The sequence below is a fragment of the Paenibacillus sp. BJ-4 genome (assembly GCF_020404765.1).
Classification (GTDB): Bacteria; Bacillota; Bacilli; order Paenibacillales; family Paenibacillaceae; genus Paenibacillus.
Window position 1 is genome coordinate 79,775 of the sequence record NZ_JAIVEM010000091.1, and the last position, 16,741, is coordinate 96,515.

General features: G+C 48.6%; 11 protein-coding genes and 1 pseudogene. 1 reads left to right on the forward strand and 11 read right to left on the reverse strand.

The annotated features are described in order from the left end of the window. Positions 1 to 10: 10 nt before the first annotated feature. The 8 genes from LCF57_RS16415 to thpR form a co-directional block, all read right to left on the reverse strand. Positions 11 to 649: a CpsD/CapB family tyrosine-protein kinase gene (locus LCF57_RS16415; RefSeq protein ID WP_226001666.1), complete on the reverse strand. Its 639-nt coding sequence runs from the start codon at positions 647 to 649 to the stop codon at positions 11 to 13. Then, a complete protein-coding gene (locus LCF57_RS16420; RefSeq protein WP_226001667.1) occupies positions 633 to 1,376 on the reverse strand; it encodes a YveK family protein in 744 nt (247 codons plus the stop codon). The genes LCF57_RS16415 and LCF57_RS16420 overlap by 17 nt, the downstream gene beginning before the upstream one ends. Positions 1,377 to 1,652: 276 nt before the next feature. Beyond that, on the reverse strand, positions 1,653 to 2,297 hold the full coding sequence (locus LCF57_RS16425) for a response regulator (protein WP_226001668.1): 645 nt from the start codon (positions 2,295 to 2,297) through the stop codon (positions 1,653 to 1,655). Positions 2,298 to 2,414: 117 nt separating this feature from the next. Further along, on the reverse strand, positions 2,415 to 4,052 hold the full coding sequence (locus tag LCF57_RS16430) for a sensor histidine kinase (RefSeq protein ID WP_226001669.1): 1,638 nt from the start codon (positions 4,050 to 4,052) through the stop codon (positions 2,415 to 2,417). 321 nt (positions 4,053 to 4,373) lie between these two features. Further along, entirely contained in the window at positions 4,374 to 8,972 is a 4,599-nt protein-coding gene (gltB, locus tag LCF57_RS16435; protein ID WP_226001670.1) for a glutamate synthase large subunit, read from the reverse strand. Positions 8,973 to 9,441: 469 nt separating this feature from the next. Beyond that, a complete protein-coding gene (locus tag LCF57_RS16440; RefSeq protein WP_010349837.1) occupies positions 9,442 to 10,125 on the reverse strand; it encodes a metal-dependent hydrolase in 684 nt (227 codons plus the stop codon). A gap of 155 nt (positions 10,126 to 10,280) precedes the next feature. After that, positions 10,281 to 11,093: a cell wall hydrolase gene (locus LCF57_RS16445; RefSeq protein WP_226001671.1), complete on the reverse strand. Its 813-nt coding sequence runs from the start codon at positions 11,091 to 11,093 to the stop codon at positions 10,281 to 10,283. A gap of 111 nt (positions 11,094 to 11,204) precedes the next feature. Next, positions 11,205 to 11,807: an RNA 2',3'-cyclic phosphodiesterase gene (thpR, locus tag LCF57_RS16450; RefSeq protein WP_226001672.1), complete on the reverse strand. Its 603-nt coding sequence runs from the start codon at positions 11,805 to 11,807 to the stop codon at positions 11,205 to 11,207. 236 nt (positions 11,808 to 12,043) lie between these two features. On the opposite strand from thpR, the gene LCF57_RS16455 reads away from it, so the two are divergent. Beyond that, on the forward strand, positions 12,044 to 13,000 hold the full coding sequence (locus LCF57_RS16455; RefSeq protein ID WP_226001673.1) for a D-2-hydroxyacid dehydrogenase: 957 nt from the start codon (positions 12,044 to 12,046) through the stop codon (positions 12,998 to 13,000). A 9-nt stretch (positions 13,001 to 13,009) separates the two neighbouring features. Here the strand turns inward: LCF57_RS16455 and LCF57_RS16460 are convergent, their stop codons facing one another. The 3 genes and pseudogenes from LCF57_RS16460 to LCF57_RS16470 form a co-directional block, all read right to left on the reverse strand. Next, a complete protein-coding gene (locus LCF57_RS16460) occupies positions 13,010 to 13,996 on the reverse strand; it encodes a TRM11 family SAM-dependent methyltransferase (RefSeq protein ID WP_226001674.1) in 987 nt (328 codons plus the stop codon). Between the two features lie 13 nt (positions 13,997 to 14,009). After that, a pseudogene (locus LCF57_RS16465) lies at positions 14,010 to 14,952 on the reverse strand (MsnO8 family LLM class oxidoreductase). A 68-nt stretch (positions 14,953 to 15,020) separates the two neighbouring features. Beyond that, positions 15,021 to 16,436: a deoxyguanosinetriphosphate triphosphohydrolase family protein gene (locus LCF57_RS16470; RefSeq protein ID WP_226001675.1), complete on the reverse strand. Its 1,416-nt coding sequence runs from the start codon at positions 16,434 to 16,436 to the stop codon at positions 15,021 to 15,023. Between the last annotated feature and the right edge of the window lie 305 nt (positions 16,437 to 16,741).

Below are 16,741 nucleotides of genomic sequence, written 5' to 3' on the forward strand. Positions count from 1 at the left end.
TTGGTGTTGCTTACTTCACCTGATTCATCACAATTCCAACCAGTGTCGCACTGGCCTGCTCCATGAGTTGCTTTGTTTTGCGTAGATCATCACGTTTGGTCCTGCCATGTTTAGCAACGAGAATCACACCATCCGTCATGCCTGCAATCAGGCGGGCATCCGTGTAGTTCAACGCTGGAGCCGAATCGAGCAGGATCATGTCGTATTCACGTTTAAGCTCTTCCAGCAGATCTGTCATGCGTTCGCTACCCAGCAGATCTGCTGCGTTATACAAGGTGTCTCCACCGGGAATAATCGATAGCTCCAGTCCGCCATGTCTAACGATGGATTTGGAAGAAGCGCCGCCGCGCAAATAAGCCGATAATCCTCCGGTATTCTCCATTCCGAATATCTCGTGCAACGCCGGTTTGTGCAGATTGCAATCCACCAAAGCCACTTTCTTGCCTTCTTGTGCAAAAGTGACTCCGATGTTAGCGAGCAGCGTTGTTTTACCCGCTCCGCTTTCCGGCGAGGTCAGCAGTAGAACCGTTCCACGGTCCTTATGCCCAATTACCTGCTGCCGGATATATGTACGGAGGGAACGAAATGATTCAGAGATATACGATGAAGGATTGCTTTCTGTAATCAACATGTCATTCAATCGCAGCATATTTACGCTCCCCTACCCGTTCTTTAGAGTTTCCGATGGCCCCGTCGGTGTCCTTCTTGCGGATGACAGGTATAGATGCAATCACCGGAAGGCCGATGTCTGCATCTGCCTCTTTTTCCGACCGCAGCGTACCGTTAATGCTTTCCAGGAACACAATCGTACCCAGTGCAATCATCAGCGATACGAGAAAACTAATCGCAATATTCATGAGCGGACTTCCATTAATCGGGTCAGGATTGGCCTGCGGGTCCGCTTCATTCAGAATTTTCACATTATTCAATTCCATCAATCCCGGAACCGTCTGCACGAATTTCTGGGCTACCGCGTTGACAATAGCCGCGGCCTGTGGATAGCTCCCTGCCTCAAACGTCAAGCCGATAACCTGACTTTTATCCGAGGATTTAATCTGGAGCTTCTCTGCCAGCTTTTCCTGCGTCAAATCGAACTCAGGATGAGTCGCTACGACAGCCTCCATAATTTTAGGTGAAGTGAGAATTTGCTTGTAGCTTTCCACCAAATTAAGACTTGTGTTGACGTCATTCAGATTGTTGCTTCCTTGCTTGCCGGAAATATGATTAACCAGCAGCTGGCTTGAAGCAGAGTAGACTGGCTTCACGATATTGTCGCTCACAATATAAGTCGTTACGCATGAGAGGATGACAAAAATCGCTATCAGCCACAATCTTTTTTTGATCAGGACCAGATAATCCAAAATGGTTTTCTCCACAAAAATCCTCCCTCCTATACAATTTCTCTTCTTATTTTAAGTATGACTTTATTGTAACAATTTGCTTTGTGGACGACATGGAACCGAATGGCACTTTCTCCCTCACTACAGGGGAAGGGGATTGTATACTTTTGGCTACGGCATGGTATACTTTTGTACCATGCTTTGTCGATTACGAAAAAAGAAATCGAAAAAAAGCCTCAAAACCACCGGAGTTGGTGATTTTGAGGCTTTTTTCTGCTACTCGCACATGGAAGTGCAGCGCAGCTTATGAAGTCAGCGCATCATCATATTGGTTGGCTCGTACTTCGCCAGACCAATTGCATTGGCATACAACGCTGCTTGCGTACGATCCGCCAGCCGCAGCTTGGCCAGAATCTGACTGACATGTTTTTTGACAGTAAACTCACTGATAAATAACCGGGATGCAATTTCGCGATTGCAGGCACCCTGCCCCAGCTCCACCAACACTTCCTTCTCCTTCGGTGTCAGGTCGTCCGTTAGATTGCCCGCATCCTCGCGCAGCTTGTTTTCGAGAATAGCCGGATCATAATATTTGCGTCCTTTGTTGACAAGGTGAATCGCGTAAATTAGTTCCTCAGGCAAAGCCTCCTTAAGCACATAACCGTCCACGGAAGCTTCCTCCGCTTTCAGAAAATCTTCACGTGTTGCAGAAGAAGTCAGCAAAATAAATTTGCTTTTGAACCCGCGCCCGCGCGCGACCTTGATAATATCCAGACCTGATTCGTCCGCTAGCTTTAAATCCAGCAGCACCAGGTCCGGATCTGTTTCCTCAATCACTACAAGCGCTTCCTGTTGATTCTGGGCCTCTCCCGCAAACTGAACATTGGGCTGCATGGATATAACCGCAGCCAGTCCTTTCCGTACTAAAGGATGATCATCGACAATGACAATTTTCATGATTCGGCCTCCTGTCTACAGTTCAGGATTTGCATAATCCCTATGTATCCGATTGTTACCGCAGATTGTGTATTGCAGAATGTTCACACTATTTTATTCAAGGATTTTGCAAAATCCCTATTCATAAGCATTTACCGGAATGGACAATCGGATTTGTGTTCCCTCTCCGATTCGACTAGAAATATCAAATTCGCCTCCCATCGATTGAGCTAAATATTCCATATTCATCATGCCCAGGCCCCCGCCTGTACTGACAGCCTCACCTCCTGCTACCATTCTCGCCGTCTCAAACCCTACTCCGTCGTCATGAATAGACAGCCTAATCACTTGGGGCGTCAATTTTAACTTCACATCAATTCGTTTGGCTAATCCATGCCGGATTGCGTTCCCCGCCGCCTCGGAAATGATGCGGAACAAAGCCTTTTGGTACAAGTAAGGAAGAGAATAATGATCACCATGAATATCAAAGTCGATTTGTACATGGTTCAGCTTGGAGAGCGTATGCAGATGGCTTTTCACCGTCCCTAACCAAGTTGAGCCTCCGCTTTTTTTCGAGCTTAGGCTATGAATTGCCCCCTTCAGCTCCCTGACCGCTTGATTGGCCGATTGCTGAATTAGCTCGATTTGCTCCTCCACCTGTTCCTTAGGCTGATGACACCAGGTTTGCCGGAGAGAATGCGTTGCGTACACAATGCCAAACAGACTTTGTGACACATTATCATGCATCTCATTCGCAATCCGGTTTTGCTCGTTCGTCACAATCAGCTGATTTTCAATACGCTCCAGCTCGTAGCGCTCCAGAAACACAGCACTCAGCTCGGCCAAGAAAATCAGTTGCTGCACAAGCCAGCGTCTTCCTGTCAGACTTTGATCCGGACCCAGCTGGAGACCAATCGTTGCCACAAAACGGGTCGTCATCGGTACTGTGATCATCAGAAAATCGCCCCATTCCGGCAAGTGTTTGAAAAATGGTTCACGCTCTTCCCTGAATTCCTCCCGATAATTCCCCAGCACCTCGAACAGCTGCTCCTCTTCCTCTACCGTCCAGCCAGTCTGGCTGCTTTCCGGCGCATCCTCCTCCTGACTATCTAACCAGAAGAAGGCACGGCTCTGCTTCGTCAGCTTAACGGTATAGTCCGAGATGACTTGCCCCAGATTCAATGCCTCATTGTGACTGGTCGTCTCCATGATGTGGTAAATCGACTTGATATGATCCATCGTCTCATTGGCTTGTTCCTTTGCCACCTTCAGTTCGTCTTTCATGACACCGACAACCTGCATGGCCATCATAGTCACAATCAGTACTAAAAACAAATTGATGTTTTGCAGTACAAGATCCCATAAAAAATATTGACCTGGCGTAAAAAAGATATAACAAAATGTGAGCACCAAGCCGATATAAGAAAGGAGAAGGGTCCAACTATACCTCATAGATAGGTGGGCGCAAGCCACCAACATAGGGGTAATAACATACCATTTGAATGGACTACCCATCCCTCCCGTCGGAAACAGCAACAAAATGATCCCTGCGGTTTCTAACGCAATACTGCACTTCAAGACCATATTATGAAGCCTGAACTTGCGGTAAATCCACGTAAATAATGTAACAGAAAAAAATAGAAACACAATCAGTAATAACTTCTGCCACACGATTAATCTGGATTGTTCGAACAGAAAAACAAGTGACGTTAAAGATAATGATACATAACGGTACAAAAAAATCATTTTGTCTTCTGCTGACTTCTTCAACTTCATCCTGTCACCCTATTCTGTGTTTTGAAGGGACGATGGGCGTATTGGGTTTGATTTGTGCACTATAAAAAAATCATAACCAATCCAAAAATAAATAACAAGACATAAACTCTAACGTAAACGGTTACATTCTAAAAAATTTGGTACTATTTATAACATACTTACCGTTTCAGGAAAACATTTTCGGGGTAATGTCAGAATTTATGACGTTTGTCAAGGGAATAAATCACATTTTTGATTAAACTAAAAAAGGGACTTGCTGGTACCACCGTAATTATAACAGCGGTATTCAACAAGTCCTTTTTCAATAAACTGGGAGCTTCATTAACCTCCGGCACGCGCCAATTCACGCATATTGGCTTCAAACGCTGCCAGCAGAGCTTCATCCCCGCTCAAACCAGTTGCTTCTTCTTTTTGTATCTGTTCAATCATACGCTTGTAGTCCTTTGGAATTACCCGCACAAACTGCTGAACCGCAGTCTGCCAGTCATCCAAAATACGCTGTCCCGCCTCACTGCCCGTATAAGTGACATGGCGCTGAATCAAGCCACGAAGCTCCGCTGCTTCCGCAGGGTCTTCCACGCCTTCCAGCAACACCATTTCCAGATTACAACGGTTCAGGAATGTCCCCTCAGGGTCATAGACATATGCAATTCCTCCAGACATCCCGGCTCCAAAATTCCGTCCGGTTCCGCCCAGTACAACTACACGTCCGCCCGTCATATATTCGCAGCCATGATCGCCGACACCCTCGACAACAATACGTGCTCCGGAATTCCGAACGGCAAAGCGCTCTCCAGCAATTCCGCTAATATAAGCTTCCCCGCTGGTCGCTCCATACAAGGCTGTATTTCCAATGATAATATTCTCTTCTGCCTTAAAGGTCGCTTGGTGAGATTTTCTCACAATGACCTTACCGCCAGATAGCCCTTTACCGACATAGTCATTGCTGTCGCCTTCCACACTCAGCGTAATGCCTTTCGGAATAAAGGCCCCGAAGCTCTGACCTGCCGATCCAATGAAGTTAAAGCGAATCGTATCTTCAGGCAGACCCGCTGCGCCATACTTACGGGTGACCTCGCTGCCCAGAATTGTACCTACCGCCCGATTCACGTTCGTTATAGGCAGGGTACCTTCTACAGGCGTTCCGTTCTCCAGCGCCTCCACAGCCATCGGTACGAGCTTCTGCATATCAAGCGTTTCTTCCAGACCGTGATTTTGGCGTTGTACACGGTAACGCACGCTTCCATCTTCCAGCTCAGGAACATGCAGCAGCAGGCTTAGATCTATGCCCTTCTTCTTCCAGTGTGAATCGGCGTTCACGGTATCCAGACAATCCGTGCGTCCGATCATTTCCTGAATCGTGCGGAAGCCAAGCTCCGCCATAATTTCACGGACATCTTCTGCGATAAAACGCATAAAATTCACCACATGGGCAGGATCACCCATATAATTTTTGCGCAGCTCCGGATTCTGCGTAGCCACACCAACCGGACATGTATCCATTTGGCATACCCGCATCATAATACAGCCCAGTGCCACGAGTGGCGCTGTAGAGAAACCGTATTCTTCTGCACCCAGCAGGGCAGCTACCACCAAATCACGGCCAGACAGCATCTTGCCGTCTGTCTCCAGTACCACACGGTCGCGCAGGTTGTTCAGCATCAGCGTCTGATGCGTCTCGGCCAGACCCAGCTCCCAAGGCATACCCGCATGACGGATGGAGCCTTGCGGAGAAGCACCTGTACCGCCGTCGTAGCCGCTGACCAGAATAATGTCAGCACGGCCCTTCGCTACCCCCGTAGCAATCGTGCCTACACCTACCTCTGACACCAGCTTCACGTTAATATCAGCACGCGGGTTGGCGTTTTTGAGATCATAGATCAGCTCTGCCAAATCCTCGATCGAATAAATATCGTGATGCGGCGGTGGCGAAATCAAGCCTACACCTGGCGTAGAACCGCGTACCTCAGCGACCCAAGGATACACCTTACGTCCTGGCAACTGTCCGCCTTCGCCCGGCTTCGCGCCTTGCGCCATTTTGATCTGAATTTCGTCGGCATTCACCAAGTAATTTGACGTTACACCGAATCGGCCAGATGCCACCTGCTTGATCGAACTACGACGCGAATCACCATTGGCATCCGGTATGAAACGTGCAGGGTTCTCCCCACCCTCACCCGTGTTGCTCTTGCCACCGATACGGTTCATCGCGATCGCCATATCTTCATGCGCTTCCTGACTGATCGAGCCGAAAGACATAGCTCCTGTTTTAAAGCGGCGCATAATCGATGCAGCAGATTCCACTTCGTCCAGCGGCACAGGCTCACCGGCAGGCTTCAATTGAAGCATGGAGCGGATTGTCAAATGCTGTTCAGATTCACCCTGCACCAGCTTGGTGTATTTCTTGTAAAGCTGGTAGTCTCCCGAGCGAACCGACTGCTGGAGCAAATGCACCGTTTGCGGGTTAAACAAATGCTCTTCCCCGTCGTTACGCCATTGGTATTCACCGCCCGAATCCAGCACCTTGTCGTTGCCATCCTTGTCGGTAAAAGCACGGTTGTGGTGGGCCAGTGCTTCCGTAGTCACTTCCTCCAGACCAATACCGCCAATACGGGAAGGCGTCCAGGTAAAGTAACGGTCAACAAAATCCTGCTTCAGACCTACGGCCTCGAAAATTTGGGCCCCACGGTACGACTGAATCGTGGAAATACCCATTTTGGACAATATTTTTACGACACCCTTGGTGGCTGCCTTAATATAATTTTTAACTGCTTTTTCATGCGAGATGCCACGCAGCAAGCCCTGCTGAATCATCACATCCAGCGTTTCGAAAGCCAGATACGGGTTAACCGCGCTCACGCCGTAGCCAAGCAGCACCGCATAATGGTGAACATCCCTTGGCTCTCCGGACTCCAGCAAAATGCTTACACGTGTGCGTGTACCCTGTTTAATCAGATGGTGATGCAGGCTGGAAACAGCCAGCAACGCCGGAATGGCCGCATTGTCTGCATCCACCCCACGGTCGGACAGAATCAGGATGTTATGGCCCTTTTCAATGACACGGTCAGCCGCTTCAAACAGTCCTTCCAGTGCCTTACGCAAGCCTTCTGCGCCTTCCTTTGCTTCAAAGAAGATCGGAATCGTCATCGACTTGAAGCCTGGACGGTGTACATGGCGGATTTTAGCAAATTCCTCATTGGACAGCACCGGTGAGTCCAAACGAATCTGACGACAGCTTTCCGGCTCCGGATACAGCAAGTTGCGCTCTGGTCCAATCGTAGTTGCCGTAGATGTTACAATCTCCTCACGAATGGCATCAATCGGTGGATTGGTAACTTGCGCGAACATTTGTTTAAAATAATTGTACAGACGTTGCGGACGATCAGACAGCACCGCGAGTGGAGCATCGTACCCCATCGAGCCAATCGGCTCCGCACCTGTGAGTGCCATCGGCTCCAGAATCTTGCGCAGTTCTTCAAACGTATATCCAAAAGCGAGCTGAAGCTGGTTAACATTTTCGTGTTTCGGCTCCGGCTGCTCCAATGCCTCCGGCAGTTCATCCAGATCAACCAAGTGCTCATCCAGCCATTGCTGGTAAGGCTCCTCGGAAGCGATGCGTTCTTTCAGCTCTTCGTCAGAAACGATGCGTCCTTCCTGGGTATCCACCAGCAGCATCCGGCCCGGACGTAGACGATCCTTATACAGCACATTTTCAGGAGCGATATCCAGTACACCTGCCTCAGAAGACAGTGCGATCAGATCATCTTTGGTCACATAGTAACGCGCAGGACGCAGGCCGTTACGGTCGAGAATCGCCCCGATTTGAATACCGTCCGTAAACGCCATCGCAGCCGGGCCGTCCCACGGCTCCATCATGGTACTGTGATATTCATAGAATGCCCGCTTTTTCGGGTCCATCGTCTCATGCTTGTTCCAAGGCTCCGGCACCATCATCATAGCTACATGCGGCAAGGAACGTCCGCTCAGATACAGAAATTCCAGCGTGTTATCAAACATGGCTGTATCTGAACCATCCGGGTTAATGACTGGTTTTACCTTCGCGATATCTACGCCAAACGCTTCACTTTCAAATTGCGCCTGACGCGCATGCATCCAGTTCACGTTGCCGCGCATGGTGTTAATTTCACCGTTGTGAATCATAAAACGGTATGGATGCGCACGATCCCAGCTCGGGAACGTATTCGTACTAAAACGGGAATGGACCAGCGCAATCGCCGATGTCACCCGCTCATCCTGCAAATCCAAGTAAAATTTGCCCACCTGCTCGGTTGTCAGCATTCCCTTGTATACAACCTTGCGGCATGACAAGCTCGGAATATAGAACGATTCGCCGTTCTGCTCCTCTTGGTTATAACGAATAGCTAGCTCTGCACGTTTACGAATGATATACAGCTTCCGTTCAAAGTCCAGCTCTTCCTTCAAATCGCTACTGCGGCCGATGAACACCTGACGCACGCCCGGTTTAGCCGCTTTTGCCGATTTGCCTAGCATTTCGTCATAAGTTGGAACATCGCGGAAGCCCAAACAATTTTGACCTTCGTCCACAATGATCTCTCTTAGCTTCTGCTCATGTGCCTCACGTACCTCTGGATCATTGGATACAAAAAGCATACCTACACCGTAATGTCCGGCCTTAGGCAGCTTGAAACCCAATCGCTCCGCTTCCTCTTGAAAAAACAGATGGGGCACCTGAATCATAATCCCCGCTCCGTCACCGGAGTTTGGTTCACTTCCCTGACCGCCCCGATGCTCCATATTGACGAGCATGGTCAAAGCCTGACTTACAATATCGTGCGATGGTTTTCCCTTGATGTGGGCAACAAAGCCCATGCCGCAGGCGTCTTTTTCGAATTGGGGATCATATAGTCCCTGTTTGGGTGGTAAACCTGTCTGTCTCATGGAACGCAACCTTTCTGTTATAAAGTCATGCTGGCCTGAAATACAGGCGGCCGAATAGAAGACAGTGGCAACAAGAGGTAAATCAAAGAACAACAACGAGGAATGGGGGATAAAACATATGACGTATTCAAGGCGGTACGGTCCGCCGAATGCACATGTTTTTCAATAATTATGCAATGGCTTGACTTGAAAAATACGTCGATTCCACTGATGAATCTAATTAGTTCTATCATTTTATCATTGACCTACCATGTTAGCAATTCAAAGTTTTTATAATTGTGATAATAAATCTTTTACATCACAGCATCAACGTATCAATGCAAAAAGATATCATTTTTATGTATAAATATTCATTTTTTTAAAAAAATCAGCCTCTTCCATTCCCACCAGGGAACAGAAAAGGCTGACAAAGGATATCTGATAGAGATGCTGACGATCAGGCGTATACTAGGAACTCAGTCGATGCGAATTAAAATTCAAGACTTTCACCGGGCTTTAAGGCTTTCCCTTCAATTCCTTCTTTGTGCAGACGGTCACAGAAGGCGTCTCCGTCCTGCTCAATCCCCGGGAATGTATTGTAATGCACCGGTATCACGCGGCTTGCACGCAACCATTTTGCTGCCAGCAATGCGTCCTCCGGTCCCATCGTATACCCATCTCCAATAGGCAATACTGCAGCATCGATGGAGTTGGTTTCTCCAATGAGACGCATATCGCCAAACAAGCCAGTATCCCCTGCATGGAAAAATGTTTTGCCTCCCATGGTCAATAAAATCCCTGCTGGCTCTCCCATGTATATCGTTTGTCCGTCCACCGTTAAAGAGGAGCTGTGGAACGCAAGTGTGAATTTTACATGGAAGCCGTCAAATTGGTGACCACCGCCAAGGTTCATACCGTGAGCCTTGGCCCCCAGGGATGAACAATAGTCAGCCAGTTCCGCCACTGCAATCACAGGGCAATCATTGCGCTTGGCAATTTCAACAGCATCTCCAAAATGATCGGCATGACCGTGTGTCAATAGCACCGCATCCACCTGAATATCCTCAGCTTGTACGGTTGCTTTAGGATTACCGGTCAAAAAAGGATCGATAATAATGCGTTTTCCCTCTTCTTCCACCAGCACAACTGAATGTCCGTAATAGGTGATTTTCATATCGTCTGCGCCTCCATTGTCACTTTCATTATTTAGGTTACTTTCCTTTATCCATTATACCACTTTTTTCATGCAAGCTTCACCTGTATGTAAAATACGCTCACAAAGCTGGACCCTGTTGTTTAGAAAGGACTGTTATTTGTAGAAAGCCGCTTTTATTTATAAAAGGTATGATGACCAATTGTTTTCACCTTAGTCCGCGAATGATGAACCGTAAGGTCCTGGGCCAACGTAAGCGACAGGAAAAAACAGGTATTGTCAGGTACAGCTTTATGGCCGTTCAAAGCAGCGTTAACCGCACGGATGCTGTCCTGGTTCGGTTGGACACGACGAAGACGCCCGTTCGCGACCGGACTAAATTGCGCTTTTTGATAAATGACTGCCTGAATCGTATCGGGAAATGAGGCTGACCGCAGCCGGTTTAAGACAACGTTGGCAACTGCCACTTTGCCTTCGTACGGTTCGCCTTCTGCTTCTGCCATCACTATTTTTTGCAGCAGGAGCACTTCTTTAGCGGAGACAGGATAGCTCCAGGTAGACAACGCCTTGTCATCCTGAGTGAGCATTTTTGTCTTCGTAAAGTAGATGGTTGTAGGAGGGGTTAGGATTGCGGACTTGCTGTGCTGGACTTCAGGCTTTTTCAAGCCTGCGGCAACATTATTCCGTGCTTGTTCCATCTGCTTCATCTGAGAAGCGGGCAACGGAGTCGGCATGATATCTTTCCAGCTTGGCTGCCCATGAGCCGTGACAAAGACGGGGCTTGTCCTGTTTGACCCGTAATGGGTCCCCATCCTGTCGCCATGTGAAGGAGTCGAAGAGTTCCCTGACCAGCTCAGAGATTGCATAGGTGCATTTTTATGATTTTTCTGTGTTTGCTGAACCTCAGCGTAGAGGCCTATCCCCAATATACAAACAAGCAGCACACTCAAAAGAGGTGCAAACCAACGATATTCTTTAACAATTTCCATAATGTTCCTCCCGTTAACTTTAAGCACATTCCTCAGATATGTAACCTAAAATGCGCTTTTTGAATAACGCTGAAACACTATATCACTAAATTCGCTGATAGATCAAGGGTTTCACCTTAATAATGGGAAGGTTTGTATTATTTGGTACATCGGTTTTTGCCCCAATCGGGTTGCGTATAAAACAAATTCCCCCACTTCCCACGGCTCGGCAATTCGATCATTGGGCTGCCAAACTGACGACGGAGCAGGCTGTTGCCCTGTGTATGAACGCGCTACGGTAATATGGGGCCGATAAGGTCGTTCCTCGGGTTTAAAGCCGAGTGGTTCGGTAGCTCGAAGTATGGAATGAAACAACTGATCCAGTGACTCTCGCTGCCCGGTAACTCCCCTCCACAATACACGTGGAAATTGTTCTCGGCCAAAAAAGCCTGCTTCTCCAATCCCAAGCGTGAACGGGGCATGCTCAGCTGTTGCTTGAACTAAGGCCTGCTCCAGCTTGGGTATATCCGAAGTCGCTACATCACCCAAAAACTGAAGTGTCACATGGTAGTCTCTGTAATCACTCCATTTTCGAAAGGACAGTTCCTTCAAATCCTGCTCCGCCCATTGACGCAGCTTCTGCTTATGCCCATCTGGAAGGGCAATAGCCGTAAAAAGTCTTTGCGCCTGCGTTTTTGATGATATAGGTCTATTTGATAATTTATCGTTCTCCATCTACTTGCGACTCCTTTCCTGTATGTCCCCCGACAAGTTGCTGTTTGGAACGTCCTACATTTGGGTAAAGCCATTTGTTGTTATTTATAGTGACGTTGATATTTATAGTGACACGGAAAGTCGGTTTCTACCCCGCTTTATGCAATTTTTCCGACAATCTGTTATCCTTGAAAGGATGGTTCGCAGAAGATATTGGAAGCTTCAAGCTCAATCAAAAGTCGAGGAGGCTATGAGTCATGGGAAACATCTTAAGTTTACACCAGCTAACTGAAGAACAAGAAAAACAAGTTCGTACAGCAGCTCCGGGCTATGAATTGGTCATTGGCAAAGCCCAGGAATTAGGGGCTGATCAAATCCGGGAGGCCGAGATTATTTTAGGCTGGTCCAAGCATATTGCCGAGGAGGCACTGCATCCGGACAGCAAGCTGAAGTGGATACAAACCTGGTCGGCAGGAATTGACAAGCTGCCTCTTACCGAGCTGGAAAAGCGCAATATTTTACTTACGAATACAAGTGGTGTACATGCAATTCCGATAACAGAGCAGATTTTCGGCATGCTGCTGTCGCATACACGTTATTTACAGCAAGCAGCTATCTTGCAGCGTCAGAAAACATGGCAGCCACCGGAAGGTCAACTGACGGAATTACGTGGTAAAACACTGCTGATTACAGGTGTTGGCGAAATTGGCCGTGAAACAGCCCGGCTTGCACAAGCCTTTGGCATGCGGGTGATCGGGGTTCGACGTTCCGGCAAGGAAGCTCCCCATGTAGAGCGCATGTACACAAATGAACAATTACATGATGCGTTGGGAGCTGCGGATATCGTGGTGAACATTTTGCCACTCACGGAGGAAACCCGTCACTTCTTTGACGAAAAAGCATTTGCAGCCATGCGTAAGGGCGCTTTCTTCATTAATGTAGGCCGTGGCGGCACCGTCCATACGGATGCGCTTGTACACTCACTAGAGCAAAAGCATATTGCCTTTGCCGGACTGGACGTATTTGAGGAAGAACCGCTGCCTGCGTCGCATCCATTATGGAGTCTGGAGCATGTCCTGATCACACCGCATATTGCAGGCGACACAGATCGGTATGCTGAACGAGCGGTAGATATATTTCTTACCAACTTGAAAGCCTATGCTGCTAAGCAGGAGCTGCCGCTGAATCTGGTAAACTACAAAGCTCAGTATTAACAAAACAACTTACTCACAGACCCATATTTCTCGGCTCATACTTGTCTTGTGTATGCGGCATTGCTCCGTAAGGGTCCAACCTGACTCGGATAGCAATGCTTCCATCGGCTCCGTGCTCACAATCACCGCTCTTGCGGCCAGGCGTCTTAAGCTGCGCAGCATCTGCTTTTGATCATCAGCAGGGAGCACGGAGCACAGATTATAGGGCATATCTAATATAGCCGCATCGTATGTGCCCTCCAGCATATTCATATCCCCGAGCTTCACCAGCTCCTCTTCGTAGCCAAAATGACGTAAATTGACGCGTGCTCCACGTACCGCCAACGGGTTGATATCATAACCATGAATATGTTTCCCCATGCTTAATGCTTCAATCATCACATTGCCCATACCGCAACACGGGTCCAGCAGCTTCAGTCTGCCAGCATCTGCCTTATGCACAGCTGCATGACCAACTGCCAAATTAACAAGTGCTTTGGCTACGAACACCGGCAATCCCGTAGAATAGTTCTGCGGTTTCTGGCGGCGCTCCAGCCAGGAACGGTCACTATACACGCATTGGCCCAGGAGCCACCGTTGTCCTGTCCTTATCACACCCATAGTAATATCCGGTTCCTTCATTTGCGCCTGTCCCTGAATACGTGCGCCAATCCGGCGTTCTATCCTGCGCCGCTCGTCATAGTCGGCTTCGTTGTCGCCTTCCTTGAGACACAGTACCTTGAAGGTTTTTCCCTCTTCAAGCTGCAGCGTGGAGGCTGCTTCGCATAGCTCTTCCAGCGTACCTGCATCCACGGCTATATCCAGCCGAAGATGGATAAATGGGCTGGTCCCCGGCTCCAGCCGCCGCTCTGACAACAGAATGGAGTCATGCATAGGCGGCTGACCGAACAAGCATTTTAATTCCAGAAGACAAAGCTCTCGCTCCGTTTCATGACAAGCATAGGTGTATATGTACTTTGGTTTCGTTTCGTTCGTGTTCATTTCATATTTGTTCATGTAAGATCTCTTTTCATTTAGAATGACAACTAGCATGTACGGCCTCTGCTATAAGTCGGTAGGATTCAAGCCGTTGTTCATAATCGGGAATCGGTGTGACCAACAGGAACGCATCATTATCGTATTCAACCTGCAGACTATGCAGGCGTTCGACAATATCCGATGACGTTCCCACCAGCCAACTCGCTCGCATCGCTGGATCACCCAATGAAATCTGGGAAGCCCATTGCTGCGCCTGCTCATTCGTCGAGGCACATACCGCCCCTACAGCAACCATGACATGGCTTGTCCATACGTTTGGACGGCTGAAAGCCGGAACGGTAAATGTTCAGCATGTCTACCGTTTGCTGCTCACTCATAAATTGACCGAATACATAGCCCGTTGAATAACGGGCGGCATATTCGGCGCTTTTACGGTTCGTACCCAGCATCCACAGTGCTGGCGGCTGCTCAGGCATCGGCCGGGCAAACACAGGCACCTGCTCATACGCATAGGTACCTTCCAGCAAAGCTAGCAGAGCTTCCATCTTCTGTGGCAGTTCAGCCACATGCTGAAGAAAGTTGCCGCTCAATGCCATCGAAGCATGAGGTCCTCCACCCGGCGCTCTCCCAAGGCCCAGCTCGATCCTGCCCGGATATAGAGCAGCCAGCAGGTGGAACCATTCCGCTACCTTGACCGGACTATAATGCGGGAGCAAAATAGCACCTGCACCCAGTTTGATTGTGTTCGTCACCGCCCCGATATGCGACAGCAGCACTTCTGGGCTGGAGGAAGCCAGCCCCTCTATATCATGGTGCTCCGAGGTCCAATAGCGTGTATCCCCCCAAGCTTCTGCCTGTCTCGCTAGTTTACCAGCTCGTTGAACCGCTTGCTCGGGACGGTTGCCAGGTAGCAACGGCACCATATCGAGCACACCGAGATTCAACGATTTTATAGATAAAGTTTGAGATTGCATAGACATTCCTCCCTCCCTGCTATCAATTACAAACCAGTTCCTTCTACTATATAGGGGTAAATTAAAGGTCAGTCCAGATCGTAAATGGAACCCACCTTCAGGCCATATAACTCATTATAGATTTTTTCAGCAAAAGCGTCGGTCATGCCTGCAATATAGTCTATGACCATATGCTCCCATGTCCAGATCGGTTTCGTCTTGGCCTGGTCACGCTCATAGCGCTGGAGCCAGTCGGTCGGAATAATGGACTTGGACGTCTCAGGGTCCAGAAAAGCCAACCATAGCCGTCTGAGCATCCATTCACTTCGTTTTTGCAGCCGCTGTACGCGCAGATCGCGAATCATCGTAACCCAGGCAAAGCTTTTTAACACACTCACCGTGCGGAGCATATCCAAATCCTCGCTTCCTTCCCGTACAAAGGTCACCTTTTTCCAAGTCCCGTCATCTATTACACCCAGACTGCTAACAAACAAGCTGACCCAATATGCCTTTACTTCTCGACGGGTACGGGAATAATCGTGTTCACATATCGGCATTTTGCCATTCCATACCTTCAAAAACTCGCTCAGCACTACTGCCACCTTCTGCTCAATCTCAGCCAGCTGCCAGCCTTGCCAGAAGCTATCCTCCAGGGTAGTGATTTTTTCCGTAATCAGACGAATCAAATACGGATCATATAAAAAATGCTCGTGCACCTCAATTTTGCCTGCCTTAATCCCATCCTCCAGATCATGCGCGGAATAAGCAATATCGTCACACAGGTCCATCAGCTGGGCTTCCAGCGTTTTTTTACCGTCCGGGATTCCCCAATCCTGGCGAATGGAACGAATGTATTCCCACTCATGCAGGTACATCCCTTTTTTATTCAATATCCCCGGATACGGGTACTTGTTAATCCCCAATAATACAGCGTCCGACAAATTCAGACCGTCCACATTCTCCCGCTTCTCCAAAAACATAATTAGGCGAAAATTGTGCGCGTTCCCTTCAAAATGTTCATAGATTTGACGCTCGCGTGCATATGCCTGCAGCCCCTGCTTGGACTCCGGTGCGAAGCCTCCTGCGGCGGATATTTTTTCCACCTTCGTCTCAATGAGCTGATCCAAAATCCCGTCTAGCACCTCTTCGCCCTTATGCCCGAAGGGTGGATGTCCAAAATCATGCGCAATCGAAGCGCATTCCACCACTTCGGGGTCAATGATCAGTCCGGCGTTATCCGCCTGCTCCAACTCTACCTCAGGATGGCGGCGCAGCAAGCTACGGGCTGCTTCGCGCGCAATTTGTGCTACCTCCAGAGAATGCGTCAGTCGTGTGCGGTAATAATCACCCGTGCCTGCACCAAATACCTGTGATTTGCCCTGTAGCCGACGAAAGGTTGGTGAATGGATTAATCGGGAGTAATCCCGTTCATACGCTGCCCGCGAAGCGTCGGTTCGTGTCTGTTCTGCGAATTGCCGATGCTCTCTCTTGTTTTGCCATGTCATAAAGCTCACTCCCTACGTACTCAATTGGAGTGATTATACATTTTTTTCACGTCACAGGAAAGTTTACATGACTTTCAGCTATATAAGCTGTATGTAAAAGTTACTTTTAGCTCCACTGCGCAGTCGGATGGTCCTTCCCATCGCCATCGCCACCGCCCCCGGATTTCTAGAATAAAAAAAGGTGTCCCTCAGCCATTAGGATGGTATTATCCCCTTCAAGTAGACACTCAAAAAAGTCCGCATGGTATCATGAGGATTGAGTGAACTTGAAGGGGATATTTGTATGGCTAAAAAAGGACAGAAAT

What these genes read in the sequence shown, in the direction of transcription:
- LCF57_RS16415 (WP_226001666.1), bottom strand. Translation starts at nt 649, where the DNA reads ATGCTGCGATTGAATGACATGTTGATTACAGAAAGCAATCCTTCATCG.
- LCF57_RS16425 (WP_226001668.1), bottom strand. Translation starts at nt 2,297, where the DNA reads ATGAAAATTGTCATTGTCGATGATCATCCTTTAGTACGGAAAGGACTG.
- LCF57_RS16430 (WP_226001669.1), bottom strand. Translation starts at nt 4,052, where the DNA reads ATGAAGTTGAAGAAGTCAGCAGAAGACAAAATGATTTTTTTGTACCGT.
- gltB (WP_226001670.1), bottom strand. Translation starts at nt 8,972, where the DNA reads ATGAGACAGACAGGTTTACCACCCAAACAGGGACTATATGATCCCCAA.
- LCF57_RS16440 (WP_010349837.1), bottom strand. Translation starts at nt 10,125, where the DNA reads ATGAAAATCACCTATTACGGACATTCAGTTGTGCTGGTGGAAGAAGAG.
- LCF57_RS16445 (WP_226001671.1), bottom strand. Translation starts at nt 11,093, where the DNA reads ATGGAAATTGTTAAAGAATATCGTTGGTTTGCACCTCTTTTGAGTGTG.
- thpR (WP_226001672.1), bottom strand. Translation starts at nt 11,807, where the DNA reads ATGGAGAACGATAAATTATCAAATAGACCTATATCATCAAAAACGCAG.
- LCF57_RS16455 (WP_226001673.1), top strand. Translation starts at nt 12,044, where the DNA reads ATGGGAAACATCTTAAGTTTACACCAGCTAACTGAAGAACAAGAAAAA.
- LCF57_RS16460 (WP_226001674.1), bottom strand. Translation starts at nt 13,996, where the DNA reads ATGAACAAATATGAAATGAACACGAACGAAACGAAACCAAAGTACATA.
- LCF57_RS16470 (WP_226001675.1), bottom strand. Translation starts at nt 16,436, where the DNA reads ATGACATGGCAAAACAAGAGAGAGCATCGGCAATTCGCAGAACAGACA.